30 protein-coding genes and 2 pseudogenes are annotated in these 24,697 nt (G+C 41.8%); 26 read left to right on the top strand and 6 right to left on the bottom strand.

Features of this window, described 5'->3' with window-relative positions; all coding sequences use genetic code 11:
* Positions 1-7: 7 nt before the first annotated feature.
* Positions 8-1,162 (bottom strand): annotated as a pseudogene (locus QWZ04_RS00535) (IS110 family RNA-guided transposase).
* A 129-nt stretch (positions 1,163-1,291) separates the two neighbouring features.
* Here QWZ04_RS00535 and QWZ04_RS00530 point away from each other — a divergent pair.
* From QWZ04_RS00530 to QWZ04_RS00505, 5 genes are all read left to right on the top strand, one after another.
* Positions 1,292-2,017 (top strand): HNH endonuclease, encoded by a 726-nt coding sequence (locus QWZ04_RS00530; RefSeq protein WP_290323965.1) that lies wholly within the window; start codon positions 1,292-1,294, stop codon positions 2,015-2,017.
* A gap of 337 nt (positions 2,018-2,354) precedes the next feature.
* Positions 2,355-2,993: a hypothetical protein gene (locus QWZ04_RS00525; RefSeq protein ID WP_290323963.1), complete on the top strand. Its 639-nt coding sequence runs from the start codon at positions 2,355-2,357 to the stop codon at positions 2,991-2,993.
* 896 nt (positions 2,994-3,889) lie between these two features.
* On the top strand, positions 3,890-4,219 hold the full coding sequence (locus QWZ04_RS00515; RefSeq protein WP_290323961.1) for a hypothetical protein: 330 nt from the start codon (positions 3,890-3,892) through the stop codon (positions 4,217-4,219).
* An 82-nt stretch (positions 4,220-4,301) separates the two neighbouring features.
* Complete coding sequence (locus QWZ04_RS00510; protein WP_435433574.1) at positions 4,302-4,472, top strand: hypothetical protein; 171 nt, start codon at positions 4,302-4,304, stop codon at positions 4,470-4,472.
* Positions 4,473-4,490: 18 nt separating this feature from the next.
* Complete coding sequence (locus QWZ04_RS00505; RefSeq protein ID WP_290323959.1) at positions 4,491-4,979, top strand: GNAT family N-acetyltransferase; 489 nt, start codon at positions 4,491-4,493, stop codon at positions 4,977-4,979.
* Positions 4,980-5,343: 364 nt separating this feature from the next.
* Here the strand turns inward: QWZ04_RS00505 and QWZ04_RS00500 are convergent.
* Positions 5,344-5,633, bottom strand: a pseudogene (locus QWZ04_RS00500) (transposase); the annotation flags it as partial.
* A gap of 443 nt (positions 5,634-6,076) precedes the next feature.
* On the opposite strand from QWZ04_RS00500, the gene QWZ04_RS00490 reads away from it, so the two are divergent.
* The 7 genes from QWZ04_RS00490 (at position 6,077) to QWZ04_RS00460 (ending at position 10,852) form a co-directional block, all read left to right on the top strand.
* On the top strand, positions 6,077-6,517 hold the full coding sequence (locus QWZ04_RS00490; protein WP_290323957.1) for a DUF5675 family protein: 441 nt from the start codon (positions 6,077-6,079) through the stop codon (positions 6,515-6,517).
* Complete coding sequence (locus tag QWZ04_RS00485; RefSeq protein WP_290323955.1) at positions 6,514-7,008, top strand: hypothetical protein; 495 nt, start codon at positions 6,514-6,516, stop codon at positions 7,006-7,008. Before QWZ04_RS00490 ends, QWZ04_RS00485 begins: the two co-directional genes overlap by 4 nt.
* A 393-nt stretch (positions 7,009-7,401) precedes the next feature.
* Positions 7,402-7,731, top strand: coding sequence for a DHCW motif cupin fold protein (locus QWZ04_RS00480; RefSeq protein WP_290323952.1), 330 nt, complete (start codon positions 7,402-7,404; stop codon positions 7,729-7,731).
* A gap of 133 nt (positions 7,732-7,864) precedes the next feature.
* Complete coding sequence (locus QWZ04_RS00475; protein ID WP_290323950.1) at positions 7,865-8,335, top strand: GNAT family N-acetyltransferase; 471 nt, start codon at positions 7,865-7,867, stop codon at positions 8,333-8,335.
* A 138-nt stretch (positions 8,336-8,473) separates the two neighbouring features.
* Entirely contained in the window at positions 8,474-9,115 is a 642-nt protein-coding gene (locus tag QWZ04_RS00470) for a T3SS effector IpaJ family cysteine protease (protein WP_290323948.1), read from the top strand.
* 312 nt (positions 9,116-9,427) lie between these two features.
* Entirely contained in the window at positions 9,428-10,246 is an 819-nt protein-coding gene (locus tag QWZ04_RS00465; RefSeq protein WP_290323947.1) for an alpha/beta fold hydrolase, read from the top strand.
* Positions 10,247-10,369: 123 nt separating this feature from the next.
* Entirely contained in the window at positions 10,370-10,852 is a 483-nt protein-coding gene (locus tag QWZ04_RS00460; RefSeq protein WP_290323945.1) for an HXXEE domain-containing protein, read from the top strand.
* 61 nt (positions 10,853-10,913) lie between these two features.
* Here QWZ04_RS00460 and QWZ04_RS00455 read toward each other — a convergent pair whose 3' ends face one another.
* Positions 10,914-11,189, bottom strand: coding sequence for a 2TM domain-containing protein (locus tag QWZ04_RS00455; protein WP_290323943.1), 276 nt, complete (start codon positions 11,187-11,189; stop codon positions 10,914-10,916).
* Positions 11,190-11,363: 174 nt separating this feature from the next.
* Between QWZ04_RS00455 and QWZ04_RS00450 the strand changes: the two genes are divergently transcribed.
* From QWZ04_RS00450 to QWZ04_RS00410, 9 genes are all read left to right on the top strand, one after another.
* Entirely contained in the window at positions 11,364-11,861 is a 498-nt protein-coding gene (locus QWZ04_RS00450; RefSeq protein WP_290323942.1) for a PhzF family phenazine biosynthesis protein, read from the top strand.
* A gap of 96 nt (positions 11,862-11,957) precedes the next feature.
* Entirely contained in the window at positions 11,958-12,236 is a 279-nt protein-coding gene (locus QWZ04_RS00445) for a hypothetical protein (RefSeq protein WP_290323940.1), read from the top strand.
* 150 nt (positions 12,237-12,386) lie between these two features.
* A complete protein-coding gene (locus tag QWZ04_RS00440) occupies positions 12,387-13,031 on the top strand; it encodes a DUF4386 family protein (RefSeq protein ID WP_290323938.1) in 645 nt (214 codons plus the stop codon).
* A 267-nt stretch (positions 13,032-13,298) separates the two neighbouring features.
* The gene (locus QWZ04_RS00435; protein WP_290323936.1) at positions 13,299-13,775 is read left to right on the top strand and encodes a GNAT family N-acetyltransferase; all 477 of its coding nucleotides are present in this window, start codon (positions 13,299-13,301) and stop codon (positions 13,773-13,775) included.
* Between the two features lie 71 nt (positions 13,776-13,846).
* A complete protein-coding gene (locus QWZ04_RS00430) occupies positions 13,847-14,314 on the top strand; it encodes an OsmC family protein (protein WP_290323934.1) in 468 nt (155 codons plus the stop codon).
* Between the two features lie 81 nt (positions 14,315-14,395).
* Complete coding sequence (locus QWZ04_RS00425) at positions 14,396-14,854, top strand: nucleotide triphosphate diphosphatase NUDT15 (protein WP_290323932.1); 459 nt, start codon at positions 14,396-14,398, stop codon at positions 14,852-14,854.
* A gap of 11 nt (positions 14,855-14,865) precedes the next feature.
* Complete coding sequence (locus tag QWZ04_RS00420) at positions 14,866-15,447, top strand: MepB family protein (protein WP_290323930.1); 582 nt, start codon at positions 14,866-14,868, stop codon at positions 15,445-15,447.
* A gap of 71 nt (positions 15,448-15,518) precedes the next feature.
* Positions 15,519-16,049: a GNAT family N-acetyltransferase gene (locus QWZ04_RS00415; RefSeq protein WP_290323928.1), complete on the top strand. Its 531-nt coding sequence runs from the start codon at positions 15,519-15,521 to the stop codon at positions 16,047-16,049.
* A 107-nt stretch (positions 16,050-16,156) separates the two neighbouring features.
* Positions 16,157-16,372 carry a TIGR02450 family Trp-rich protein gene (locus QWZ04_RS00410; protein ID WP_290323926.1) on the top strand — a complete coding sequence of 72 codons (216 nt, stop codon included), beginning with the start codon at positions 16,157-16,159 and terminating at the stop codon, positions 16,370-16,372.
* A 195-nt stretch (positions 16,373-16,567) separates the two neighbouring features.
* Here the strand turns inward: QWZ04_RS00410 and QWZ04_RS00405 are convergent, their stop codons facing one another.
* Positions 16,568-17,599 carry a methionine synthase gene (locus QWZ04_RS00405; RefSeq protein WP_290323924.1) on the bottom strand — a complete coding sequence of 344 codons (1,032 nt, stop codon included), beginning with the start codon at positions 17,597-17,599 and terminating at the stop codon, positions 16,568-16,570.
* A 31-nt stretch (positions 17,600-17,630) separates the two neighbouring features.
* Positions 17,631-18,605, bottom strand: a complete 975-nt coding sequence (locus tag QWZ04_RS00400) for a DUF1852 domain-containing protein (RefSeq protein ID WP_290323923.1) — start codon at positions 18,603-18,605, stop codon at positions 17,631-17,633.
* 359 nt (positions 18,606-18,964) lie between these two features.
* Here QWZ04_RS00400 and QWZ04_RS00395 point away from each other — a divergent pair, with 359 nt between their 5' ends.
* The 4 genes from QWZ04_RS00395 to QWZ04_RS00380 all read left to right on the top strand — a co-directional run bounded on the left by QWZ04_RS00395 (position 18,965) and on the right by QWZ04_RS00380 (position 21,414).
* Positions 18,965-19,777, top strand: coding sequence for a sulfite exporter TauE/SafE family protein (locus QWZ04_RS00395; RefSeq protein ID WP_290323921.1), 813 nt, complete (start codon positions 18,965-18,967; stop codon positions 19,775-19,777).
* A gap of 10 nt (positions 19,778-19,787) precedes the next feature.
* Positions 19,788-20,405, top strand: coding sequence for a LysE family translocator (locus QWZ04_RS00390; RefSeq protein WP_290323919.1), 618 nt, complete (start codon positions 19,788-19,790; stop codon positions 20,403-20,405).
* A 121-nt stretch (positions 20,406-20,526) separates the two neighbouring features.
* Complete coding sequence (locus QWZ04_RS00385) at positions 20,527-20,952, top strand: N-acetyltransferase (protein ID WP_290323917.1); 426 nt, start codon at positions 20,527-20,529, stop codon at positions 20,950-20,952.
* A 57-nt stretch (positions 20,953-21,009) separates the two neighbouring features.
* Positions 21,010-21,414, top strand: coding sequence for a DUF1801 domain-containing protein (locus QWZ04_RS00380; RefSeq protein ID WP_290323915.1), 405 nt, complete (start codon positions 21,010-21,012; stop codon positions 21,412-21,414).
* 31 nt (positions 21,415-21,445) lie between these two features.
* Here the strand turns inward: QWZ04_RS00380 and QWZ04_RS00375 are convergent, their stop codons facing one another.
* Positions 21,446-22,114 (bottom strand): glutathione S-transferase, encoded by a 669-nt coding sequence (locus QWZ04_RS00375; RefSeq protein WP_290323914.1) that lies wholly within the window; start codon positions 22,112-22,114, stop codon positions 21,446-21,448.
* 202 nt (positions 22,115-22,316) lie between these two features.
* Here QWZ04_RS00375 and QWZ04_RS00370 point away from each other — a divergent pair, with 202 nt between their 5' ends.
* Positions 22,317-24,572, top strand: coding sequence for a peptidase U32 family protein (locus QWZ04_RS00370; RefSeq protein ID WP_290323912.1), 2,256 nt, complete (start codon positions 22,317-22,319; stop codon positions 24,570-24,572).
* Positions 24,573-24,697 lie beyond the last annotated feature (125 nt).

Genomic DNA, 24,697 nt, shown 5'->3' with positions numbered 1-24,697 from the left:
TCTTTTCTCATGCCGGTAGCCTTGCTATTCGAGCTTTTGGATCGGCTTCGCTTACGACTACTTCTCTTGCGATTGCCCAGATGTAAGCGATCATCTCTCTTGCTATCGCAGCGACGACGACATTTCTGTGTTTACCGTTTTGCAGTAAACGCTAGTAACGACGGCATAACCTTTGTTGCGCGTGCCAAGCAATATCGACAATCTCTTTCGGTAGACCTTCTTGTCTTCGTTGCAATTCAACAGAGATGTTTGCTTTGTGTTTATAGGTGTGTGCGCCCTCGATGAGTAATCGCCTCGCTCGACTATTACCACACTTGGTTAAACTGCCGCACCTGGTTTTCCCGCCGCTGGAGCTTTCGGTTGGGACTAACCCGAGGTAAGCCATGAGTTTTCTGGGGTGGTCGAAACGACGTAAATCGCCCAGTTCAGCAATCGTGCCCAGAGCAACGAGCAGTCGCACGCCCCGCATCGCTTGGACAGCTTTCACCACGGGATAATAGTGCCAGTTTTTTACTTGGTGAAGAAGTTCATTGTCCATCCGTTGTAATCGTTGCATTCGCTCACTGATGGTGATGACCATTTCTTGAAGCACAATTTGCTGGCTGTGGTGAGGCAAAATGAGGTCTGTTAGCCACCGTAGATGCTTTTTAGACCAGTTATCGTTTACTGTTGCTTGAATGTTATTGCGAAGGAGGAAGCCTTTTAGTTGGAACTTCGCGTCTTTTAAGTCCTTCATTGCCGTTTCTCTTGCTCGGGAAAGATCTCGAATGGCTTCATCTTCCGCTTCAGGGACGTAGATAGAAGTCAGCTCTTCGGCCTTAAAAAGCTGGGCTAGTTTTGCTGCATCACGTTTGTCCGTTTTTACGCGGTCGCCTGATTTCTTGGGAATAAGTGAAGGGGCGATAACGTAGCAACAGTGTCCAAGGCTGGTCAGTAAGCGGTATGTCCAGTAACCACATGGCCCCGCCTCATAAACGAAATGGAGTGTGGCTTTTGGGTATTTCGATTGCAATTGTTGTGCGAGTTTAATTAACGCTGATTTATTGGACTTAATTCGGCCTAAATGGTCAGGTTTTGCTCCACGATGACCTTGTAGAACTGCGACCTGTATAAAGGATTTGTGAGTATCTAACCCAATGAAAATTATGGTATCGTTGTTCATGCTAGCCTCCAAAATTTAGTTGTTTGCACACTAATTATGGCTCTGGCGTCAAGCTAACCCACGATATTGGAGGCTAGCACCTCGTGGGGGTCATTATGTCTATGTGAATAGCATATTATCAGGAGTTTTATGTCAGTATCATCGAGAGTAAGAAATATTATTTTAGCTGAGTCACTAGGTGTATGTGCCCTTTGTAATAAGAACATTGGGGCGGATGGTGAAGCTGCTCATATTGTCGCTGAGACTCCAGATGGGCCTAGGGGTAAAAGTAATTTAACGTTAATAGAAAGAAACTCACCAGATAATTTAATTTATCTGTGTGTCAGTTGTCATCGAGAAAAAATTGATAAATATCCAGATCAATATCCAGTAGCCGACTTGCACCATATTAAATTAAGGCATCAAAATGTACGTGAAACTTTTAATAATGGACAGTTCAACTATTTTAAAGCATTGTTTTTTGGTCTTTCAACTGCAAGAATCGCATCTATTCTTTCAAATGCATGCTGTGGAATACAAATCCAATTATCTGACTCAGATTTGAATAACCTTTCGCAATTACAAAAAAATATTGAAACAACTATTGTTCCTGCGAACATGAACAATTATGTTTCTATCCTTAAAGATGCAATTGTTACATTGAATCAAGTTTTTGAAAAAGAGGGCGTTGAATTTCAATGCGGACCATATGAATTCAAATATAGGGTGATGTTTTATAACGAAATGGATCCAGAAACTTCCTATCGCCGTGATGAGTTTTGGGAGCTATATTTCAATGTGGAGTCTTTGTGTAGCAATGCTGCTGGTTCACTTCATCATATTGTAAAGCAAAACTCTGCCCCAAGATTCACATGATCTACTAACGGGACACACACGAAATATGTTGGCTAAGTAGAAGTAGACTTCCGATTTTTGATGTGTGTCCACGTTGATTCAAATCAGAATCGTCAAGCTCGATCTTTGTGGCAAGTATCAGAGAATTAAGCCGTTTTTTGTGAATCGAGGGGCATTGGTTTTTTAAGGCTTGCTGTAGAATCTGAATGTCGCGCATCGTGAGCTCATTTGATTAAAATGTGTGTTTGGCGATATTCATTAGATCAAAGGCAGCGGTGCGCGTCTATCTCATTGTTTTTAGGGTTAATTATGAGGGGATTCGCAAGAACGCGGCGTTATGCGTAAAAGGTTTATTTAAATGTATCGTGCTATCCGAAATGAAATCGAAAGTGTTTTACAAGAAATTGGGCAAGATCATGTCAATGACTACGATTATCTAATGACTAGTCTTAACTCTATAAATGTTGCTGAAGATATTGAATATCAAAAAAAGTACCGTAAATTTTGGGTTATGAGATATATTTCTCCGGAGTCTGAGTTCAATAAAAAATACTTTGAGTTTTTAGAGAAGAATAAAAATAATAGCGCGTTAACCTTTGCTGAAGCTTGCAACCATTTTGATGGTGCAACTACTGATAGAGGCGGTGAGAAGTCTTCTTTTCAATTTTCATTTATAACAAAACTTATGCATATGATTGATGGTGCTTGTCCAATATATGACTCTAAAGTTCGTGATTTCTATTTTATTCCTGAAAATAGCGCAACTTATGATGAGAAAAAAGAGGCTTCAATAGCCTTAGTAGGTTACCTACGTTTTGAGCAGAGAGAAGCGAATACCTCAAACGAAATAAATGAGTCCATCCGTTACTTTAAACAGAGGTTTTCCCCAAGTGGATTCTCTGATCAGAAAATTCTAGACTCACTAATTTGGGGGTATGTAAAATCACGAGAAAAACGCATAACAAGGTATTTAAACGGAACTAAAACAGTGGGTTAAGTTCCGCTTCGCTCCACAGTATAACCCAAAATTTTAGTCCGCTTAATGCGACGCTGACGGATCCCCTCATAATTCCCTCAGTCCTGAGTTGTGCGTCAGCCTTTGATATTCGAACATACCTCATTGGTATTGAGACTCGTTAATTTTGTATCGCCGATGATTCCGCACTTCTCTTCCCAAGCTACTAACGGGACACACACGAAATGGAGTCCTCAAAGAAATTGTATACAGCCCTATTGGTGACTCAAAACGAAAAATCTTAGTTTTAGCGACTGAGCAAAAGAATATGGAAATGAAAAGCTGTTTTCAATAGGCACCATACTATTGAAACTCGAGTACCGATGTTGCATCTTAAAAACTCAGGCTATGAATTTGAGATATCGACGCCTAGAGCTATTAACGGGACACACACCAAATGTTTTGGTAAGTGGACATAGACTTCCGACTTTTGAAGTGTATCCATGTTGATTGTATATATCGATTCCTTAATGAAGTTAAATGTACTTAAAGTTAGTTGCTAACGGGACACACACGTAATAACGCTGAGTGAACAGCGAAATATGTTGGGACACACACGAAATATGTTGGCTAAGTAGAAGTAGACTTCCGATTTTTTATGTGTGTCCACGTTGATTTAAATCAGAACCGTCAAGCACGCTCTTTGTGGCAAGTATCAGAGAATTAAGCCGTTTTTTGTGAATCGAGGGGCATTGGTTTTGTAAGGTTTGCTGTAGAATCTGAATATCGCGCATCGTGAGCCCATTTGATCAAAATGTGTGTTTGGCGATATTCATTAGATCAAAGGCGGCGGTGCGCGTCTACCTCATTGTTTTTATGGTTAATTATGAGGGGATTCGCAAGAGCAAAGCGTTATGTTCACAAGGTGGATAGTAAAAATGGATGAGAAAGTACTAATAGCTTTTGGTGTTTGGGGAGGTGTTTCACTCCTCGGCTTTGTGTTGTTCTATGTGAATAAAAACGCACAGTTTAAGAGGAAATATTATCCAATATTCTCTGTCGTGACGGGGGCTTTATTTTTGTTCATTGCTAACTTGATGGGCTTTGTTAATCATCAATTCTGGATTGTAATTGTTCCCATTGTTTCTCTAATAACTTTTATGAACATACGTGGCGCTAAGTTTTGCGGCAACTGTGGGAAATCAAACTTTGCGCAATCATTAAAAGATAGAAAAATCGAATGCCAAAAATGTGGGCATACTATTTGAGCAATGTGAACATAACAAGATAATTGGACTCCCCACCTACCCAGTCTATTCTGAACAGTGAAGTGTTTAAGGGAGTCTAATTATGAAAAACCTTATTATTGGCGTTGATCTAGCAACAAAAGAGATTCAAGTTTGCGTGTACGCAAACAAAAAGGTGCACTCTAATCAAGAAATGACACCGAGCCAATTTAGTGAGTACTTGGCAAAACTTAGCCCTTCTTTGTTTAAACGGGACACACACGAAATATTTTGATGTTCTAAGGAGAAGGACGTGAAAGTAGTACAGGCTGATATATCGTATGAGGATGAATACGAAAGCTATGTAAAGACGTGTCATGAAGCTAGTCTTGATTACTATGACTTGGCAATTGATGACCCAAAGGCCTTTCTTGGCCAACTAGTAAAGAATGCTGAAGGCATAGATCTACCCGAAAGCTGGGTTCCTTGCTCGACTTACTTTTGTATTGCCAATGGTGAAATACTTGGAAGTATTCGCATTAGGCATGGGGCAAACGATTTTATCGATAACGTTATCGGTCACATTGGATACGAAACTAAGCCTCAATCTAGAGGCAAGGGTGTCGCGCATAAGATGCTTAGCTTTATAGCCTCTAATGTTCTAGATTTTACCGCATATTTGATCTGTGATAGGTCAAATATAGCGTCTCAAAAAGTTATCGAGAAATCAGGCGCTAGCTTCGATGCTGTGCTTGTGAATGGTAGTGACGAACTGCTCAGGTTTACATTAAACCGAACATAACATTCGCTTCAACCTGACTGCCAACCTATGGCATTTTTACTTTGGTTTGGCTTTTGTGATTACGGCGGTCTGTTTGAGTGTGGTGCAGTTGGCAGCAAGTTACATGGATTCCCCCGGCTGTCAAACATCCGCTAAACTTATGTTGATGGGTTTTGGACTGCCGCTCTACATTCGGCCTACTTATCGACGATTCGCATACGTCGTGGCCCTGATGACTTTGCGCGACTGCGGTGCCTTATTCGTTAGATGACATTAAATGTCCGCCCGCTTAACAGGCTCTCCGCAAGTGGTCTTAACCTATCTCCATCATTAGCGTCTGCAATGACCCGGTTGGGTTAACTCTTTGTGTTGCCTAGATACTTACTTAAGCAGCGTAATTCTCATATTCTGTTTGATTGTGTAAAAGCGACCAAATTATTCGAGCATTCTTTGCGGCCAGTGCCACTATCGCTCGATTCATTCCCCTTCGCTCCAGTACCCCTCGACACCATTGACTCAACCTATCTTGTTTGTCTCCGAGGTTGGCAATAACCGTTCGTGCACCGTGAACCAAAAGCGTTCGCAGGTATTTATCACCCTGCTTGGTAATTCTCCCTAGCCGGTTTTTACCCCTGTAGAATATTGTTTTGGGACCAAGCCTAACCAGGCAGAGAAGTCTCCGTTTAAACGGGACACACACGAAATAACGCTCCTAAAAAAAAGTTACTATTAGAGATAGGAATCAGTAGTTCATCAGCTTTAGTTCTGCTATTTGGTGTGTGTCGATGTTAGGTTATGCACTTTGACAACTTTCACCACAGGATAATAGCGCCAATTTATTACTTGGTGGGGAAGTTCATGACGATTAGTTGCTATTTTGCATTCTCTCATTGATGGTCATGACCATTTCTTGAAGCACAATTTGCTAGCTGTAGTGAGGGAAAATTAGATCGGTCAGGCACTGTAGATGCTTTATATATCAGTTAACTAAAACTGGTGTAAAAAATAGAATAATCAATTTCATGTAAGTTAGCGATGCCTCTATTTACAATGAAGCGAATCTGCTGTAATAGCACTGTTCTGTTAACTTCATTGATTTGATAGCAAGGACAAGAGCAATGAACACACTAGATGAAGTTAAATTAAATCTAAGCCGTACAAAACAAATGGGAGAGACGACGTTAGGCAAGTTGACTATTGAAGGAGTAAGTAAAAGTTGGTTTGTACTGGAACCCGCAGGACCAGACTCTATAACCGAGAATTCTGACAAAAGAATCAAAGCAGGCTCATATCGTTTATTACCTTATAGCTCACCGAAGTATCCCAACGTATATGAATTACAAAATGTGCCAGGTAGGACATTCATTCTTATCCATGCTGGAAATTATCACAAAGACACTCTTGGCTGTCTAATGCCTGGTAAAATATGGAGGAGTGTTGCCAAATCTCAATATTATGTTGGTAATAGTAAGTCGGCTTTGAAAGAAATATTTTCTGAAATTGTAAACTATAAAAAAATCACCATAGTTATATCCAATCAACTGGAGGAGCAACAATGATAAGGATTCTAATAATTCTTACGATGTCTGTTTTTTGTTCGCTACAAGTGTATGCTAAAACCCCAGAAACCAATATTTTGCATAATTGGATGGTAGAAAACTATCAGTCTATAGAATCAAATCTTGAAAAAAAAGAAGCTTCGGAAATAGTTCCTACACTTTTTTCTTTAGTGGAGATTTGGAAGCGTAGAGACGGAGCTATTTCCGGAGAGGTTTCGCCTTTGTTATTGGTTGCGTTAAAAGTTGAGCCTCACAATACTTTACTTTTGCTCTCTCAAACTCCAGGGTCTTTTAACAAATGGTTGAATGAGTTGGAAGGCATGGTGTTCACAGATCATACCGGCGATGAGAGAGAGCAATTAGAAAAGTTAAGACGTGATGTATTAGCAACACTGAAAACTTATTCTAGACAACAGCCGGATAAATTGACATTGATGGCTGACGCACTAATTGAAAGGTTAGAAGTGATAAGAGTGAGAGTGATAGATTAAGAGAATGCTAAATAGCGAATTGGTCTTTCGACCTTCGCAGTTAATTCTGAACAATTAAGAGTTTAAAAATAAAACATCAACAGAACCCACATGAATATTTTGGCTAAGTGAAAGTGGACTTTCGGTTTTGGTGTATGTGTTGGATTCTTGGGTATTGGAAGCGCGCTAGTTACCGTTTAGGCTTGAGATTAGAAGTGAAAAGCGGATAGTTGATGACAAAGACTTAAACGGACACACGAATTATTTTGGCTAAGTGGACGTAGACTTCCGATTTTTGGTGTGTCCCAATTGAGTAGTGGTGAGTGTGTCAATGTGCCTCACTAATTCTGTGGGGCACATTTTATTGCAGGTGCTATGCGTTAATAGCGAAGTGAAATTATGGAGGAAATTAATATGGATATTGAAAATCTACCTTTCGGAATCACAGACTGGAGTGAAGTTGAGGTTACCGAGCATACTGGTGAAACGGGTATGGCATATTGGCGAACTAAGAAATTTGGCCAGCTTCGAGTCCGTATGGTTGAGTATTCGGAAAACTATCTGGCAGATCATTGGTGTTCGAAAGGGCATATATTGCTTTGTCTTTCGGGGGAATTAACTACCGAGTTAGAGGATGGTCGAGAATTCGTTCTAAAACCCGGTATGAGTTATCAAGTTGCTGACAACGCAGAGGCTCATCGTTCGTCTACGGTAATTGGCGCTAAGCTGTTTGTCGTAGACTAAGCTTCGGACTCTGACGTTTAAGTTTGCTATGCTGGTTAATCAATTAAATCAAGAAATAGAGTTGTAGCAACTCACTTTATTTGTCGAATCAACGCAGAAATTCATGTCATTCGTTATGTGGCAAGGGAGAAATATGGAAATCTCATTGTTAGCGGATCATCCATCCGACGCACCCCAAATAGCGAAATGGTACTACGATGAGTGGGCACGAATTGCGCCAAATGTAACAGAAGATATGGTGCTTGAAAAAGTTATTGAAAAATCTGTTAATCGAATGCAAGTACCATTGTCTATCGTCGCCCATAAAAACGAAGAGCTTGTCGGTGTCTTAGAGCTGAAATTGCGTGAAAACAAAAATTATCCTGAGTATGAGAATTGGGTTGGTGGTGTGTTTACTAGCCCAAATCATCGAGGTGAGGGTGTTGCGAGCCAACTTCTAAATCAAGCTAAGTGCTTAGCGCTTGAACTCAATATCAACAAGCTGTACCTGCAGTGCGAAAGCTTCAATGTTGGTTTGTATGAAAATCATGACTTTAAGGCGTTGCATCAAGCTAAACATCATAGTGTAGAAACGACAATTATGGTTTGGTGCTCAGCCACATAGAAAGTAATTCATGCTAATTTGTAACGAGAGTATATGGGCTCAAATTGGTTTGAAGTATAAGGTGCAATGCGGTAACGCTGGGTTCCGTTGTTCAACGCTAGATCGGGCGATGTGTCTATTTGAATTTTCGAGGATGTGATGAATATATTTCCAAAGATAAGGCAGCCAGAAGGAAGCCTGTATTGTGGGCCTTATTGTGTTGTAGCATGTTTACATGCTCTGGAGAGGCTGCCTCTTACCTCTTCTCTTGAACTACAAAAGTTCGATTCAAAAACGGCAGCATTCACTGGCAATTTCATTCAAGTTAATGGTTCACAAGGATTAATCGATCTAGCCTTAGAACTCTATAAAATAACAGGGATAATTACGCCCGGTGAGAATCCTGATTATATAGAACACTCTGGTTATAATTCATTAGGAGCGATGCTTTATGTTCTTCGCCAATTTGGTTTGAAATGCTCGGTTGTTATTCGTGATGATGAAATCTATAAGTACTTACGCCAGGCTTTCCCAACTGAATTTGAACTTATTGATCGGTTAGATATTCCAATCAACACTTTATCGAAGGGCAAATCTACTCCGGATGGAACAATGTTAATTTCAGTCATATCGGTTAATGGGTCGTTACACTACATTCTCAATAATGCCCTAGGCAATTGGTTCGACTCAGATATTTCCGGTAGCAGTGCTACATGGGACTTCATTGAGAACTGGGAGTCTACAGCGAATAAACGTGCGGGAGCATCATGGCTAGGTGTATCCATACGAGTTGAGTATTGAGCGGAGATATATTGCTCAAGTAGGCGATGATTCATCGTTTGCTTTGACTTATTAATTCTCGCAAATTCTATCATCTGGTTTGGTTTTTCTGCTGAATTTCGAGCATATCACCATTGACCATGCTGTAAATTATGTAACCTTCTTGCCTAAAAACTAGCGTCACTACACATTTCTAACCCTATACGCACCGACGGAAACTTTGCTAAGGTGTTCAGCTAGTTAGCTTTAGAATCAGATTGACGAGTGCTCACTTAAATAGGGCCGCCCACGAACGCGTGAATCCATCTCATTCGTTATATTCAAGGAGAAACAATGGAACTTTGGAGTTTGCCTCATACGTATGAGTTTGAAGGTAGAGAGGTGAAATATGGGATTGAAGGGGAAGGAGAACCTTTGGTTTTGGTGCATGGTACGCCTTGGTCATCATTCAATCTTAGGCATTTGATTCAAGCTTTGTCGAGTCAGTATACCGTCTACTATTTTGATTTGCTGGGCTATGGTGAATCAGAGAAGGGAGAGGCAGATGTATCTTTAAAGATACAAAATCAGCTATTAGATTCTTTAATTGATCATTGGCAGTTGGAATTACCTTATATAGTGGGTCATGATTTTGGTGGCACAACAGTGCTAAGGAATTACTTACTGGACCAACGAAAGTACAAAAAGATAGCCCTAATTGACCCGGTTGCGTTGTCCCCCTGGGGATCTCCATTCTTTAAACATATTGAAATGCATGAAGAAGCCTTTGCCGGAGTGCCTGATTTTATCCACTTAGCCATTGTTGAAGCTTATATAAAAACAGCGTCATATCAGTCATTATCTCGAGAAACCATTGACGGTATTCTTGCTCCTTGGTCGGGAGAAGAAGGAAAGAAAGCCTTTTATCGGCAAATAGCTCAAGCTGATTCAAAGTACACAGATGAATTTCAAGATAAGTTTTCCAACTTTGATGTACCAACATTAATCCTGTGGGGAGAAGAAGACACTTGGATTCCTGTTGAACAAGCTCACGTTCTCAACCGCGAGATTAAAGGTTCTAAGTTGGTTACCGTTCCCGATTCGGGCCATTTGGTTATTGAAGAGCGTCCTGAAATACTGGTGCGAGAGATTTGTTTGTTTTTCAAAAACTGAATACAACAAGCGGTTTATGATGACTTAGGCTAGGTTTCACGCTACAGGATTTAAGCAGAAGCACACGATACAACTTGGTGTGTGTCCTTTAGATGATACGTTAGCCCCGAAAGGATGGTCGGCATGTCAAGGTTTAGCATTAAAACTTGTGCGTTGTTATTTGTAGCTGCAATAACATTACACAATATTGAGGAGGCTCTTTTTCTGCCCTCGTGGGCAAACCCAGTCGGGCTTGATATCTCGTCTTCTGAATTTACGTTTGCTGTTGTGGTGCTAACCGTACTTGCCTACGTTTCTGCTTGTTTAGCCATTCGAGATGGTAGAAGGGGAAGGTGGGCATACTTTTATACGGGATATGCTTTGGCGATGTTCTTGAACGTTTTCTTTCCCCACTTACTGACCTCGATCTTGGTGCAAGAATATGCTCCAGGTACGGGAACAGCCCTTTTGTTGGTGCTACCGACCTCATCATTGGTGTTGTATACATCGATTACGGGCGGGTTTGTTGACAGAGCCAAGTTTTATGTCGCTGGGCCTATTGTTGTTTTAGGTATGATGCTTAGCGTGCCGTTGTTGTTCGCACTATGGCGAGCGGTAACAAGTTAACAAACCAACCCAGCGGACTCCGAAAATTTTACCTGCGTAGTGCATAGTTTTTAATGACGGCTTATTTACGTAGCTTAGCCAAACGCTTTTCTACTTCTTTTTTCTCCCAGTCATTTCCTAAAAAATTGAACAACTCAAATGCCTTAATCATATGTGAAACGACAAAGATCCCCCAACCTAAGGCAGGGTAAATTGCCCAAATTTCCTCAGTGCCCGTCACAAAATTAATGACAAATAATAAGCATATTACCGATAAGTAGTTAATTAAGTGAGCGTAAAATGCTTTAACTTTTTTTACTTGAGCCACTACGTGTTCTTGCTGAGTAGTTGTGTGCATTGCGTGATCCATTTGATTGCCCTTCATCTTTAACGTAATTGTTTGATGAGGTAAATACTAAATGAAGTTATGGGGTTAATGGCTTGTTTGCGACGAAATGCGGTAATGGGGGAGCGAAGTGTCTATAACCAGAGTGAAGTGCCGACGACTAAGTAATGCTAGCAACTTTCTTAAGTGGACTTATCAACGCTCGGTACGTTCGGCTTGGAGCCTGTTATAAGCGGTAAAGTCAGCGGTTGCAGCCCTTTAAGGCACGGAACGCTTGCGGTTGCTCATGTCCTTAAAGAACGTGGGCAAGTAAAGGCTGGCGACAAAGTTGACTTTGAAACGTTATCTGGGATCTTAAAGGCATTAATAAACGACTCAACAGTCGCACTGGATTTCCCATCGCCAGCCATTGAGTTTGGTGTTTCCCCGTCCTCAGACTTGTTGGAACATCTAGGAATAACAACAAGCAACGTGATTTCCTTTGGTTACTTTGACTCAAAAGTATTTATCGAAGTTGATTGCGAAAAGACATTACGTAATCTTCGGCCAAATTTTGAGGCGTTGAAGCAAATTAACGGGCGTGGTGTTTTGATCACCGCGTGTTCAGTTAGTGTTGAGTTAGACTTTGTCTCAAGGTATTTTGTACTTTGGGTTGAGCTTAGAGTTTACGACGCGGTGGAATAGGTAATGTGGTTGTGGTGTTCAGCGGTTAACACAATGCGATACTACCTGCGTGAAAAAATCGAAATATGTATAAATGGATAATTAAGATAGGTAAAAATGAACGATAAAGTGTTTGAAATTTGGCAAAAGAAGCGAGAGCAAGGCTTCTTTTCATGGTTTTATAAGAGTACGTTAGGGGCCGTTGTATTCTATATAGTGTTTAATGTCGCTTTCCAATATTCCTCTTTTAGCGAGTTGGGCGGTTTCGCATTTTTTCAGAGCCAGCTTTTGAACTATGCGTTGTTCACTGGTTTGATATTTTTTGCGAATGGGGCGCTCTGGTTTTATCGCGAGTCTAGCTATAAGAAGGAAGCGCGTCGTAGAAATATGTCATAAAGATGCTTCTAACGGGTGTAGACAGTGGTATGCACGACGTCCGGTTGCGTTGATCATAGCTTAAGCGGACGCTTTCTCCGTCGAACATTCGTATATTGTTAATGATTGTCGTGTTATGTTGATTTTTTGCTTTTGGTCAAGGGTTGAATAATGAGTAATTTGCAAAAAGCAGGTGGGGTTACAGCACTCCTAGAAGCAGCCATTTACGTATCAGCATTCATTTTTTTTGGCGCATTCTGGGATTTCCCGAAGGATGCTAGCTCAGTGCAAAAGTTTTCTTTTCTGGCTGAAAATCAGGGCCTCTTGTCCACTGTAAACTTCATAATGTATGTGCTTTTTGGGATCCTTTTAGCAGTATTAGTTGTGGCACTTTATGAACGCTTGAAGATAAATGCGCCAACACTCTCACAAATCGCTTCGGTGTTTGGGGTTGTTTGGGTAGGCTTAGTCATCGCTAGTGGAATGATTGCAAATATAGGTTTGGCTGCGGCCTTGGAGTTGTCAACGACTGATCCAGAGCAAGCGATGACAGCCTGGCGAGCTATCTACGCGGTAGTCGAGGGTTTAGGTGGTGGAAACGAGGTCGTTGGAGGCTTGTGGGTTCTATTGTTAAGTTTTGCGGCTTTAAAAGGTCATGAACTTCCCAAAACACTTAACTATCTTGGCCTGTTCGTTGGTACCGTCGGTATTTTTACTATTTATCCCGCTGATGTGCTAACTGAAATTTTTGGTATCAGCCAAATAGTATGGTTTTCTTGGCTCGGCGTAGTGATGCTGAGGAGCCGTAAAAGTTAACAAGGCGATCAACAGTAGCCTTAAGCGCGTGGTATTTTTGTTTCGTAGAAAGTTGATACCACGGTTTAGGGCTCGCTAATTAAGTGCGATACTAACGGACATGCACCAAACAAAGATACCGATAATTGCCTCTTCACGTCCCGCTAGCCATTCTTTAGAAAACATCAAATACTAAAACAACCCTCTACCGACTTTAGTGTATATTATTCAAACGCCACCCATTTTAGAATTAAGAAATGAGGTTATGATTGATCAAGGAGTGATTCAATGAAGGTCAGATTAGCGGAAATTCAAGACGCAAAAACATTGTTAGGTTTTATTGCGCTTAAGGCGGAATTTGACCGAAGCATGAAAGGCTTTCAAGGCGAAATTACCACCAATATTGACAAGATCGAACGTACTCTGTTTGGTCAATCCCCATTTGCCCACGCGTTGCTTTTAGAATCCGAGAGTAAAGCGATTGGCTTTGCACTTTATCATTTTAGATACTCTTCATTCTCTGGAGAAGCTTCGATTTGGCTCGATGATCTTTTGGTTCTTGGAAAAGAAAGATCTAGAGGCTGTGGCGCTACGCTGATGAGAGCGCTAATGGCGCAGGCTCAACAGGTTTCTGCTGCTCACATTTCTTGGACTGCGAGCCCGCAAAACGTGCGAGTTCATGAGTTTTACAAAACAATCGGTGCAAACATTGAACGCTTTGATGGCGAACGTCCGTACTTTCGGTGGGAAACCCAAAGCAGTTAGAGACGCTGCGACAACATTAATAGAGCTTAACGTGCATAGTTGCCATTACACCATAGAATAAGGAGAAAAGGATGTCTGAATATACGGCCACCATTCGTTGGTCTCGAGGTAATGATGAGATCTTTAGTGACAATCAATACAGTCGCGGCCATACGTGGGAGTTTGATGGAGGGGTTACCGTACCGGCTTCTTCTTCCCCTAGTGTTGTTCCATTGCCTTATTCAGTCGAGGCGAATGTTGATCCTGAAGAAGCCTTTATCGCATCGCTATCAAGTTGTCATATGTTGGTGTTTTTGTCGATTGCAGCAAAACGCCGATACATCATCGATAGCTATACAGACGATGCCGTGGGGACCATGGAAGAAGACAGCCGTGGCAAAACTTCGGTAACAAAAGTGACCTTGAGGCCGAATGTTGTATTTTCTGGCGAGCATATTCCCACCACCAAACAACTTGAAAAAATGCATCATCTGTCTCACGAAAACTGTTTTATCGCGAATTCAGTGAAAACAGAGGTCGTCACTGAAATTATTGCCTAATTAAGTCGGCAGTTTAGAGTGTTTTCTGAAGGTGCGATTGATAATATCGTGTTGTTTTAATAGGGTTTTGAGAGGCATCGCGTGAGTAATAAGGTAAGAGTAGGTGTTGCAACGGTCATCGTTCGAGACGGCCACATATTGTTAGGTGAGCGTATGGGATCTCACGGGGCAAACACGTGGGCGACACCGGGCGGGCACTTAGAATTGGGAGAGAGCATTGAACAATGCGCTCGTCGTGAAGCCTTTGAAGAGACGGGGCTTGTTGTGGAAAAGGTGACAAAGATCGGTTTTACCAATGACATCTTTGAAAACGAACAAAAACACTACGTGACGCTATTTGTATTAGGGGAATGTGACGATGGAGAGCCGAAAGTCACGGAACCCGGTAAATGCAAACAATGGAAATGGTGTGCGTTGGACGCTCTGCCCAGTCCGTTATTCTTGCCATTGGTTAACTTAATTAAAGAAAACCCTTCGCTTGGTATTAACTTCAATAGTGGGTCATTGACCGACCATAAAGTGAACCATAAAAACGGGTGATAAGGAAAATTGTGAAAGGAACTGACTACAGCGCTGCGATCATGACTTGGTTAAACCAAGAGTTTGTGGCAAACGGATATGAGTTAACCACGCCTGTCGGACTCGATCCTGTTCCCGAGAGCGCAAAGTATCAGGCGGTGAATTTTGCTCTCAACCATCAGAGAATTTCGTATCGTAGAGGCAAGGTCACCGAGGATAGGCCGGGTGCGTTTTTAGCCATATGGCAACGTCCGTCATTACCGTCTTTAGAGACAAAACCCATTCCTCTAGAACAATCGGATCTCGATTTTCTGTTTGTTGAGGTTCAAAGCCACGTGAGCCTTTCGCCTCAAAGCGATATTGAGCCGACACAGGGCTTGTTCGTTTTTCCGGTTGATGTGCTGGTGGCAAAAGGCATTGTTTCTTCCAGTAAGCGCAAAGGGAAAACGGGCTTTCGCGTGTTCCCGCCTTGGAGCGCAGATAGAGGCCTAGATGGGACGAAGGTGTTTTCTGAATCAGGTAAACGAACCCAACGTTGGCAATTGCCTTATTTTGTGGCGAGAGACGAAGCGGGAAAGCTTGATCAAAGTAAGTTACGCCAACTTTTAAGCTAAGTTTGATTTGGCCATTATCATCAGTGGCTCTCGAAAATAGGTAATTCGTTTGTGAGTGAGGAAAAACGAGAATGCAAAGAAATATAGCGATTCGCCAAGCAAAATCCAACGAACTTGATGCGATTTACCGCTTAGTGACGAGCAACGACGAATGGACTCAATTTAATGGGCCTTACTTTCCCTACACCACGCCATCGCTAGAGATATTTTCTAAGACGACATTTCCACGTTTACGCGATGGTACTGATATTCAGTTGATTACCGTTAATGATAAACCGGTCGGAACGGTGAGTTTTTATTGGGAGTGTGAGTCTACCCGGTGGCTCGAAATGGGCGTCATTATTTATGATGCTGATTATTGGGGGCAAGGACTGGCATCTGAAGCCTTTCCGTTGTGGATTGATCACTTGTTTGCTCGATTGGAAATTGAACGAGTGGGGTTAACCACTTGGTCTGGAAACCCGCGCATGATGGCGTGTGCAGAAAAACTGGGTTTTAAGCAAGAAGCTCGGCTGCGTAAGGTGCGTTACCATCAAGGCAAATATTACGATTCGGTGAAATACGGAATGCTGCGCTGTGAATGGCAAAACAGGGTTGGTTAAACATCTTGGCCGGCTGTACGAATAAATGTCACTTAGTGTTGATCTTATTCGTTACCTTTTTCGTTTATATAGGGACAGGCACTGTATTTAATGTTAAAGGAACCAATATGAATAGGATTAACCCAGCGAAGCTGCTCAATAGTAAATGGACGGCGATTAAGCCAGCGAATCGTGAAAAACACTTTTTGATATCAGAAATGACGTTTGATGAAGAAGGCTTGGTAACATCATGTTTGTTAGAAGCTGTCCTGTCGAAAAACACTTATTCGATAGACTGGCGCGATCTGAAAAATGAAAGGCAGTGGTCACAGGGTTGGAAATAGTGGCATAGCCAGTTCTCTTTACTACTGTCTTAAATCGTTAATGATTCAAAGTGAGCCTGATTATCGAAACCTGTAATAGCAATGATTTATCATTCGGAAATACAGTAGATAGAATGATGTTGGGCTTAATGTAAAAACCAGGCTGGGTTTAAGTGTGTGTCCGATGGAGAGAGGGGCGCATTGGCCCCGTTTGTATTAGGTATTAGCGAGTTCTTGTCGTACGATTTCAGCGCCGGCGCTTAAGGCGTTCAGTTTGGCGGTTGAAACAGAGCGAGACAGGGGAGCCATACCACAGTTAGTACAAGGGTAGAGTTTGTCTGCGTCTACAAATTCAAGCGCTTTTCTTAAGGTGTTGGCTACTTCTTCTGGTGTTTCAATGTCATCGGATGCGACATCGATCGCTCCCACCATTACTTTTTTACCGCGGATAAGTTCTAGCAACTCGATGGGAACATGTGAGTTGTGGCATTCTAGCGAAATGATGTCGATGTCGGATTTTTGTAGTTTTGGAAACACCTCTTCATATTGTCTCCATTCAGACCCTAACGTCTTTTTCCAATCCGTGTTGGCTTTGATACCATAGCCGTAACAAATATGAACCGCCGTCTCACATTTAAGTCCTTCGATAGCTCTTTCTAAACAAGCAATTCCCCAATCGTTGACTTCGTCAAAAAACACATTAAATGCGGGCTCGTCGAATTGAATGATATCAACTCCAGCCGCTTCTAATTCTTTAGCTTCTTGATTCAGTATGATGGCAAATTCCCAGGCCAGTTTCTCACGGCTTTTGTAATGGTCATCATAAAGTGTATCGATCATTGTCATTGGGCCAGGAAGTGCCCATTTAATTGGTTGTTTGGTTTGTTTACGTAAAAACTTGGCGTCTTCAACAAAAACAGATTTTTGACGAGACACGGGGCCAACAACTGTCGGTACGCTCGCATCATAACGGTCGCGAATTTTAACAGTTTTTCGTTTTTCAAAGTCAACGCCATTAAGGTGTTCGATAAATGTCGTTACGAAGTGTTGGCGAGTTTGTTCACCATCACTAACAATATCAATATTAGCGAGTTGTTGTTGTTGCAATGACACACGTAAGGCATCGTGTTTACCTTCGGTTAGTTCATCACCTTGTAGTTTCCAAGGAGACCAAAGTGTCTCAGGCTCGGCAAGCCAAGCCGGTTTGGGAAGACTGCCTGAAGTCGAAGTAGGTAATAGTGTTTTCATAATAAATGCTGCCGTATATTTGGATGACTGATTAAGCGTAATTCGTAGACCAATGTTCAAGAACCGATTTGTATGGCTTGATGAAGTACTCTTCAGCAAACTTTCCTTGCTCAATCGCCAACTGACTGCGTTCTTCTCGATCATAAACAATTTGGGTTAGTGAATGATCTAAGCTTTTCAAGTTTGGCTGGTAGCATTTTCCGGCAACAGCATTCGCATTATAAATTTCAGGTCGGTAAATCTTTTGAAACGTTTCCATCGTGCTAATGGTGCTGATCAGTTCAAGATTGGTGTAGTCATTAAGCAAATCACCAAAGAAATAGAACGCCAATGGTGCAACACTATTACTTGGCATAAAGTAGCGAACTTGTAAGCCCATTTTTTTGAAATACTGTTCAGTTAGAGATGTGTCATTCGGCTGATATTCCACCCCTAATATAGGGTGCTGGTTTTCAGTTCTGTGGTAGGTTTTATTATCAGAGACACTTAAGCATATAACCGGCAACTTATTAAAGTTCTGCTTATAAGTGTTAGAATTTACAAAATACTGAAATAGTTTGCCATGTAAATCACCAAAGTCACTAGGGACACTGAATGTTGGTTGGTTTTTATTGTGGTCTAATAATCGAACACTAAAATCGTAATCCCGAACGTATGAAGAAAAATTATTACCTACAATACCTTCAATGCGTTCGTTGGTTTTAGTGTCAATAATATTGGTCTTTAATACTTCGATTGATGGAAACGCTTGCTCTCCACTTTGTATGCCCATATCAACGGAAATGATCTCAAGTTCGACAGCGTAGCGATCGCCATTTGGGTTGTCCCAATTAGCCAAAGCGTTGAAGCTGTTATCAATCATATTCAAAGCGTTACGCAGGTTAGACTTGCGGCTGTCACCCCTAGCCAAGTTAGCAAAGTTGGTCGTAATACGGGTGCTGTCTGATGGGTGATAGTTTTCATCGAGACGGATGCTTTTAACGCTGAAAGTAAATTCGTTATTCATAGTAATTTGGTATCCAATTTGTTGAGACTGATCCTGAATGTATTTTTTATATTTTTCAGGTATTCCAATTCCATTTGTTGCTGTTTCATTTTCAGATTATTGTTCGTGTCTTTATTTATAATTATCTACGTATAATAAATAATCTGTTTAAATACTGCTTCTTCTTAAAGGTATAGTGTTTTTATACGTGCTTCAGTGCATTATTTAAAATGGTTTTGTTTCACATTCAACATGAGAAATATTCATGGTCTTTTCTGTTTGTATGTTTAGGTGTGTGTCAGTTATATTATTTCGCTTGATTTCAAGATGACTGCATCGAAGCAGCAAATAGACGTAATTATATTAAGGATATATAAAGAATGAGTGAATGGATGCTGTTGGTTCTATACTGTGCGTTACTTGGCAGTGGCGTAGGTTTTTTGGCTGGGTTGCTCGGTATTGGAGGAGGCTTAGTTATCGTTCCAGTGCTGAGCGGTATACTACTTCATTTTGATGTGCTGCCTGCGGATCAAGTCGTGGTCGCTGCAATTGCAACGTCATTAGCATCGATTTTGTTCACCTCAACATCTTCAGCAATCGCTCATCATAAAAATGGCAATGTGCCTTGGGATTTAGCTCCGTGGATCATGACTGGTGTTGCCTTTGGCGCTCTCATCAGTGGCTTTATGGCTGCGCTACTACCAGAAAAAGTGGTTCGAATAGTGTTTGCTGTGAGTGTGGTGCTTATTGCGTGCAAGATGCTTTATAGCAGTTTCATGAAAGGAGCCTCAAATGATCGTAAAATGCCGAATAAAGGCCTGTTGACCATTTTTACGACAATTACTGGCGGGTTGTCTGCCATGATCGGTATTGGTGGTGGTGCGCTATTGGTGCCTTTGTTAACATTTTTCTCTCTAGATATGAAAAAAGCAATAGGGTGTGCGTCGGCGTGCGGTATTGTTATCGCATTATTTGGGTCGATAGGCTACATCAGTTCTGGGAGCAGTCACTTTGCTTTAGAAGATGGATTTGCAGGCTTTGTCTATTTACCGGCTCTATTAGGTATAGTGTGTACTTCGTGGTTCACCGCGCCCTTGGGAGCTAAATCGACCCAACATTTGCCTGTCTCAACAATAAAAAGAATATTCGCTGTGTTATTGTTTGTTATGGCCACCAATATGATTACGACCTAAAGGAAATGTTATGGAAATCTGGGCGTTGCTTATCTTTGTACCTGCATGTTTTGCTCTAAATATGACGCCTGGACCCAATAACCTTCTGTCGATGAATAATGCTCGTTGCTATGGGTTTAAATCGGCTTTCATTGCGGGCTTAGGGCGAATTGCCGCATTCTCGATGATGATTACTTTGGCGGCTTCAGGGTTGGCCGTTGTACTATACGCATCCGAAACCCTGTTTTTCACCATTAAGTTAGTCGGCGCTGCCTATTTACTGTGGATTGCTTTTAACCTATGGCGCTCGGATGTGAGTCCTGTCTCCGAAATGAGTGCCACGAAAAACAGGCTTACATTAGCTAAACAGGAGTTTGTATTAGCGGCTGGCAATCCTAAAGCCATCTTGATATTTACCGCCTTTCTTCCGCAATTTGTAGACGTTACTGCAAATATAAATGAGCAGTTCTTCCTATTAGGCATTACGTTTTTAATGTTGGAAATGGCAGCCATCTCTATCTATGCTGTCTTTGGAATATATTTGAGACAGTGGTTCTCTAAACCACAAATGGCAAAACGTTTTAATAGAGCGTGCGCTGCCTTTCTAGCGATATCTGGCGCGAATCTGCTATTGAGCCGTCAGCAGTAAACTCATATAGAAGCTTAGAATCATGGCCATTACGTAGAGTTAGAATTTTGTCGCAAATATTCAATTAATGGGTAATGTTGTTAGCCATAATAGGTCTTCAATTTTAATCAGTGATAACAAAATGATTCGAGAATACAACGAAAACGACATTTCCTTGGTGTTAGATATTTGGCTACGTGCATCCATTAAGGCGCATGATTTTGTCGAGGCTGAGTTCTGGGAAGCGCAAGTGGATAACATGCGTGATATTTACATTCCAGCTTCGACAACTTATGTATATGAACTGAATTCACAGGTAGTAGGTTTTTACGCTATCTACGAAAATACCTTAGCGGCGATTTTTGTGTTGCCAGAAAATCAAGGTAAAGGAATTGGTAAGCTCCTTTTGAGTCATGCAAAAAGTCAGTGTTCACCGCTTTCTTTAAATGTTTATCAAGCAAACAACGCGAGTTTTCAGTTCTACCTGTCACAGGGCTTTAGTGTGGTAAGTGAGCAAGCGGATGATCATACCGGTCACCAGGAGTACACTATGACCTTTAGGCCGTAACAATGTGTATCTGACCGATGCGCTTTGTTGAAACGGAGTAATGAAAAGGAGTGTTGAATGAATCCAACCGTGGCGAGTTGCTTTAACGAATACCCAGAAGAAGTACGAAAGAAATTGTCGGATCTTAGAGCCTTGATTCTGAACATTGCTTCTGAGCTTGAACTCGGCGAAGTGGAAGAAACCCTGAAGTGGGGCGAGCCCAGCTACAGCGTGAAATCCGGCAGCCCGATCCGTATTGATTGGAAGCTTAAGTCGCCAAGCAACTATTATCTGTTTTTTAATTGCAAGACGACATTGGTCGATACGTTCCGTGAACTGCATGCTGATGAACTGGAGTTTCAAGGTAACAGAGCCATTGTGTTGCACTTGTCTGAACCGCTACCGGAGCAAGCCATCAAGCACTGCATTACACTCGGCTTAACGTATCAAAAAGTGAAAGATTTGCCATTGTTAGGTGCTTAAAGGTCTCAGTAATACTGTTTCTTAAATGCAGCTAGTCAAATAAAAACTCTTCTCCGCTTTCAATCCATTGCGGATATTGCCTCATAATTTTGGTGTATAGGGCGCTTTCGTAATGCGCCTTTAGCCATTGTGCGATGTTGACGTATTCAGACTGAACAAACCATTTCTTTTCTACTCGGGCAAATTGGCTAATAAAAGGCATAAGTGCATAGTCCGCTAGACTTGGATTATCTCCGAACAAAAACTTATGTTTCGTCAACCTTGCTTCTAAAGGGGCAACTAAGGTTAAACACTGTAAGCGCCGATCCTCTAGATCGTCATTATGGTAGCGATAAGACGCTCGGTATTGTTCTAGCATTGGGATGAACTGAGTGTCGTTTAGCTTTATTAGCTCTAAAATTTCCTTTGCAAGATCCACTTGGCTATTGCCTAGTACATCATGTGGGTCATTTTGCTTAAGGGCCCAAAGCATAATGTCCAAGCTTTCCGCGATGACGGTTGGGTCTGTCTCGGTGGACGTTGAGTGATCTAGCACGATAATCGGCACTGTGCCTTTTGGATTCGCTTCGATGAGCTCTGGTGGCTTATTACGCGTAACGATGTCGCGCAACATAACAGGTTGGTTAGCTAAAATTAGCCCCATTCGCGCTCGCATCGCATAAGGACAGCGGCGTAAAGAATACAAAGTGGGTAGCGACATGGGCTCTCTTTTTGAGTTGGCGATGTTGAGATGTATTCATTTTAACTAAATTTTAACGCTACGCCTCTAATTTCAAACTCTATTTTGGTGATTGTTAAATTGATTCAGGTCAATAAAAGCTAGATGTGTGGTAATGGATAGACGATGTCGTTAGAATACGCGCTCAAAAAAATTATAAGTCTAGTAAGTGAGCGGTTTCAACATGAGCAGAAAAATAGAGTTATTGGCCCCAGGCGGCGATGTAGAAGCCATTAAAGCGGCGATCGTTGCAGGTGCAAATGCGATTTATTGTGGGTTAAACACGTTCAATGCTCGTAACAGAGCGTCCAATTTAACGTTGGATGAATTGAATGGTGTGATCCGTCTTGCTCATGAATACGGTTGTGAAGTGTTCTTAACCTTAAACGTGGTTCTGCTTGAGCACGAAATTAAAAGCATCACTAAGTTGTTAAACCAACTGGTTAACACCAAGCTTGATGGCATTATTGTTCAAGATCTGGGTTTGTTTGACCTAGTTAGAAAGCATTTCCCATCACTGGACGTGCACGCTTCTACGCAACTTACGACGCACAATGAAGGCCAGATTAAGTTCTTATCTAAGATTGGCGCAACGCGTGTTAACTTGTCTCGTGAGCTGAATTTACCAGAAATCAAAATGCTGACAGAAGTCGCACACGATCACGATGTATTAACGGAAGTGTTTGTGCATGGTGCGTTGTGTATTGCGTTTTCTGGACAATGTTACTCAAGTTCAGTGAGTGTGGGTAATTCAGGAAACCGTGGCCGTTGTAGCCAAGCATGTCGTGATGAATATGAAATCACAGATGCCGGTAACAAGTACCCACTGAACCTAAAAGATAATTCTGCGTATTACGATTTACCAGAATTGGTCGACGCCAAAGTAGACTCGTTAAAGGTAGAAGGTCGTATTAAAGGCGCGCACTACGTTTATACCGTGGTCGATACGTGGCGTAAGCAGATCGACAGCTTTGTTGAAAGTGGCTTGTTGATCGAAGATGATTCCAACCTGCACAAGGTGTTTAACCGAGATTTCACGAACTCTTTCCTTAAAGGTAATTTAACGAAAGACATGTTCATTGATAACCCTCGCGATAACAGTGTGAACTACGCAGTAGATAAAGCTGCATCTGAAAATCAATCGATTTCTGTGGTTCAAATCCAAGAAGTGACAGACAACCTATACACGTCTAAGAATGAGATAGGCGCGGAAATGCGCGATAAGATCGAATTCCTTGATATCCGTAAAACACCGATCACGTTGTCGTTTAGTGCCAAACTTGGCCAGCCATTTGTCGTGTCTGTTATTTCGGATGCGAAAACCTTCACGGTTCAGTCTCCGTCAATTTTGTCGGTAGCTGGCGAGAAAGCGATTACGCAAGAGTTGTTGGAAAAGCGCTTTAAGTCAATTAAGAGTGCCGTTCATGAATTGAAAGGATACGATTTTGAGCCGCTGGATGCAGGGCTTGCTATCCCATTAAAAGAAGTTTCGGCACTAAAAGACGAAATCGAATTCATCTTGAATGGCTCAGTACAAGTCATTAAGCACGCAGAAGTACCGGCATTACCTCAGCACCCTAAAGTGAATGAAACCCCAACGCTTTCTATGTTGATTGCTGATGTGGAAGATCTGCACCTGTGTGATGTAACAAAGGCCGATGTGTACTTCAAGTTACCTGAAAGCTTTAAGAAGCGCTGTAATAAGTACATCGATATTCTTAACGAAAACCCGCGCCTTATTCCTTGGTTCCCAGCGGTATTAATTGGTAAGGATTACGATGAAGCGGTTCGTGTATTAGAAGAAGTGAAGCCTACGCGCATCGTGACTAATAACACCGGTATTGCATACAAAGCGTTTGAGATGGGTATCGAATGGGTTGCTGGGCCATTCATGAACACCACTAACTCTCATGCGTTAGTTACATTAAAAGAAGAGCTGAATTGTGCGGGTGCGTTTATTTCTAATGAAATCAACAAAGGGCAAATTCGCCACATTCGCCGACCTGAGAACTTCAAACTGTTCTACAGTATTTACCACCCAATTTTAATGATGACCAGTCGTCAATGTTTCTTCCAAAGAACCGTGGGTTGTAACAAGCCAAGTATCGAAGCCGGTTGTATGTTGAAGTGTGAGAAAGCGACCACGATTACTAATGTGAAAGGCATTTCTTTCGCGGTAGACAAACAAAAGGGCGGCTACCCAAGCATTTATAACCATGAGCAATTCTTGAACCATGATGCAGTGAGTGACTTCTCTGGTTTGTTTGATGAGTTCTTTATTGATCTGACGAACATCGGTGCAGGCTCGAAAGAAGTACAAGACAAAGTTGAATTGATTAAGCACTTTGAGGGCTTAGTTAATGGTGTTGAAGGATCGCAACAACAACTTGATAGCCTAGTCGCGGTGCGCACAAACGCCCAGTACGTCCAAGGCTTGTAACACCTGTTAGGCCTACATTGTGGGCATCTAGCACTCAATACCAATACGAAAGCTGACTTTATTAAGTCAGCTTTTTTCGTCTATTGACAGACGAGTTTTATTGTTTTGTGTATGAATCGTTTTGG

The sequence above is a fragment of the Vibrio tapetis subsp. quintayensis genome, from assembly GCF_030409945.1.
Lineage (GTDB): Bacteria > Pseudomonadota > Gammaproteobacteria > Enterobacterales > Vibrionaceae > Vibrio > Vibrio quintayensis.
The sequence above is the reverse complement of the archived record's forward strand: the minus strand, read 5'-3'. Positions and strand labels throughout refer to the sequence as shown.

Excerpts from the sequence above, each read along its gene's own strand:
- QWZ04_RS00440 (WP_290323938.1), top strand. The coding sequence starts at position 12,387 with ATGAGTAATTTGCAAAAAGCAGGTGGGGTTACAGCACTCCTAGAAGCA.
- QWZ04_RS00455 (WP_290323943.1), bottom strand. The coding sequence starts at position 11,189 with ATGCACACAACTACTCAGCAAGAACACGTAGTGGCTCAAGTAAAAAAA.
- QWZ04_RS00470 (WP_290323948.1), top strand. The coding sequence starts at position 8,474 with ATGAATATATTTCCAAAGATAAGGCAGCCAGAAGGAAGCCTGTATTGT.
- QWZ04_RS00485 (WP_290323955.1), top strand. The coding sequence starts at position 6,514 with ATGATAAGGATTCTAATAATTCTTACGATGTCTGTTTTTTGTTCGCTA.
- QWZ04_RS00380 (WP_290323915.1), top strand. The coding sequence starts at position 21,010 with ATGAATCCAACCGTGGCGAGTTGCTTTAACGAATACCCAGAAGAAGTA.
- QWZ04_RS00400 (WP_290323923.1), bottom strand. The coding sequence starts at position 18,605 with ATGAATAACGAATTTACTTTCAGCGTTAAAAGCATCCGTCTCGATGAA.
- QWZ04_RS00465 (WP_290323947.1), top strand. The coding sequence starts at position 9,428 with ATGGAACTTTGGAGTTTGCCTCATACGTATGAGTTTGAAGGTAGAGAG.
- QWZ04_RS00475 (WP_290323950.1), top strand. The coding sequence starts at position 7,865 with ATGGAAATCTCATTGTTAGCGGATCATCCATCCGACGCACCCCAAATA.
- QWZ04_RS00375 (WP_290323914.1), bottom strand. The coding sequence starts at position 22,114 with ATGTCGCTACCCACTTTGTATTCTTTACGCCGCTGTCCTTATGCGATG.
- QWZ04_RS00395 (WP_290323921.1), top strand. The coding sequence starts at position 18,965 with ATGAGTGAATGGATGCTGTTGGTTCTATACTGTGCGTTACTTGGCAGT.
- QWZ04_RS00405 (WP_290323924.1), bottom strand. The coding sequence starts at position 17,599 with ATGAAAACACTATTACCTACTTCGACTTCAGGCAGTCTTCCCAAACCG.
- QWZ04_RS00480 (WP_290323952.1), top strand. The coding sequence starts at position 7,402 with ATGGATATTGAAAATCTACCTTTCGGAATCACAGACTGGAGTGAAGTT.
- QWZ04_RS00490 (WP_290323957.1), top strand. The coding sequence starts at position 6,077 with ATGAACACACTAGATGAAGTTAAATTAAATCTAAGCCGTACAAAACAA.
- QWZ04_RS00410 (WP_290323926.1), top strand. The coding sequence starts at position 16,157 with ATGAATAGGATTAACCCAGCGAAGCTGCTCAATAGTAAATGGACGGCG.
- QWZ04_RS00525 (WP_290323963.1), top strand. The coding sequence starts at position 2,355 with ATGTATCGTGCTATCCGAAATGAAATCGAAAGTGTTTTACAAGAAATT.
- QWZ04_RS00390 (WP_290323919.1), top strand. The coding sequence starts at position 19,788 with ATGGAAATCTGGGCGTTGCTTATCTTTGTACCTGCATGTTTTGCTCTA.
- QWZ04_RS00445 (WP_290323940.1), top strand. The coding sequence starts at position 11,958 with ATGAACGATAAAGTGTTTGAAATTTGGCAAAAGAAGCGAGAGCAAGGC.
- QWZ04_RS00370 (WP_290323912.1), top strand. The coding sequence starts at position 22,317 with ATGAGCAGAAAAATAGAGTTATTGGCCCCAGGCGGCGATGTAGAAGCC.
- QWZ04_RS00435 (WP_290323936.1), top strand. The coding sequence starts at position 13,299 with ATGAAGGTCAGATTAGCGGAAATTCAAGACGCAAAAACATTGTTAGGT.
- QWZ04_RS00510 (WP_435433574.1), top strand. The coding sequence starts at position 4,302 with ATGAAAAACCTTATTATTGGCGTTGATCTAGCAACAAAAGAGATTCAA.
- QWZ04_RS00460 (WP_290323945.1), top strand. The coding sequence starts at position 10,370 with ATGTCAAGGTTTAGCATTAAAACTTGTGCGTTGTTATTTGTAGCTGCA.
- QWZ04_RS00385 (WP_290323917.1), top strand. The coding sequence starts at position 20,527 with ATGATTCGAGAATACAACGAAAACGACATTTCCTTGGTGTTAGATATT.
- QWZ04_RS00530 (WP_290323965.1), top strand. The coding sequence starts at position 1,292 with ATGTCAGTATCATCGAGAGTAAGAAATATTATTTTAGCTGAGTCACTA.
- QWZ04_RS00515 (WP_290323961.1), top strand. The coding sequence starts at position 3,890 with ATGGATGAGAAAGTACTAATAGCTTTTGGTGTTTGGGGAGGTGTTTCA.
- QWZ04_RS00415 (WP_290323928.1), top strand. The coding sequence starts at position 15,519 with ATGCAAAGAAATATAGCGATTCGCCAAGCAAAATCCAACGAACTTGAT.
- QWZ04_RS00430 (WP_290323934.1), top strand. The coding sequence starts at position 13,847 with ATGTCTGAATATACGGCCACCATTCGTTGGTCTCGAGGTAATGATGAG.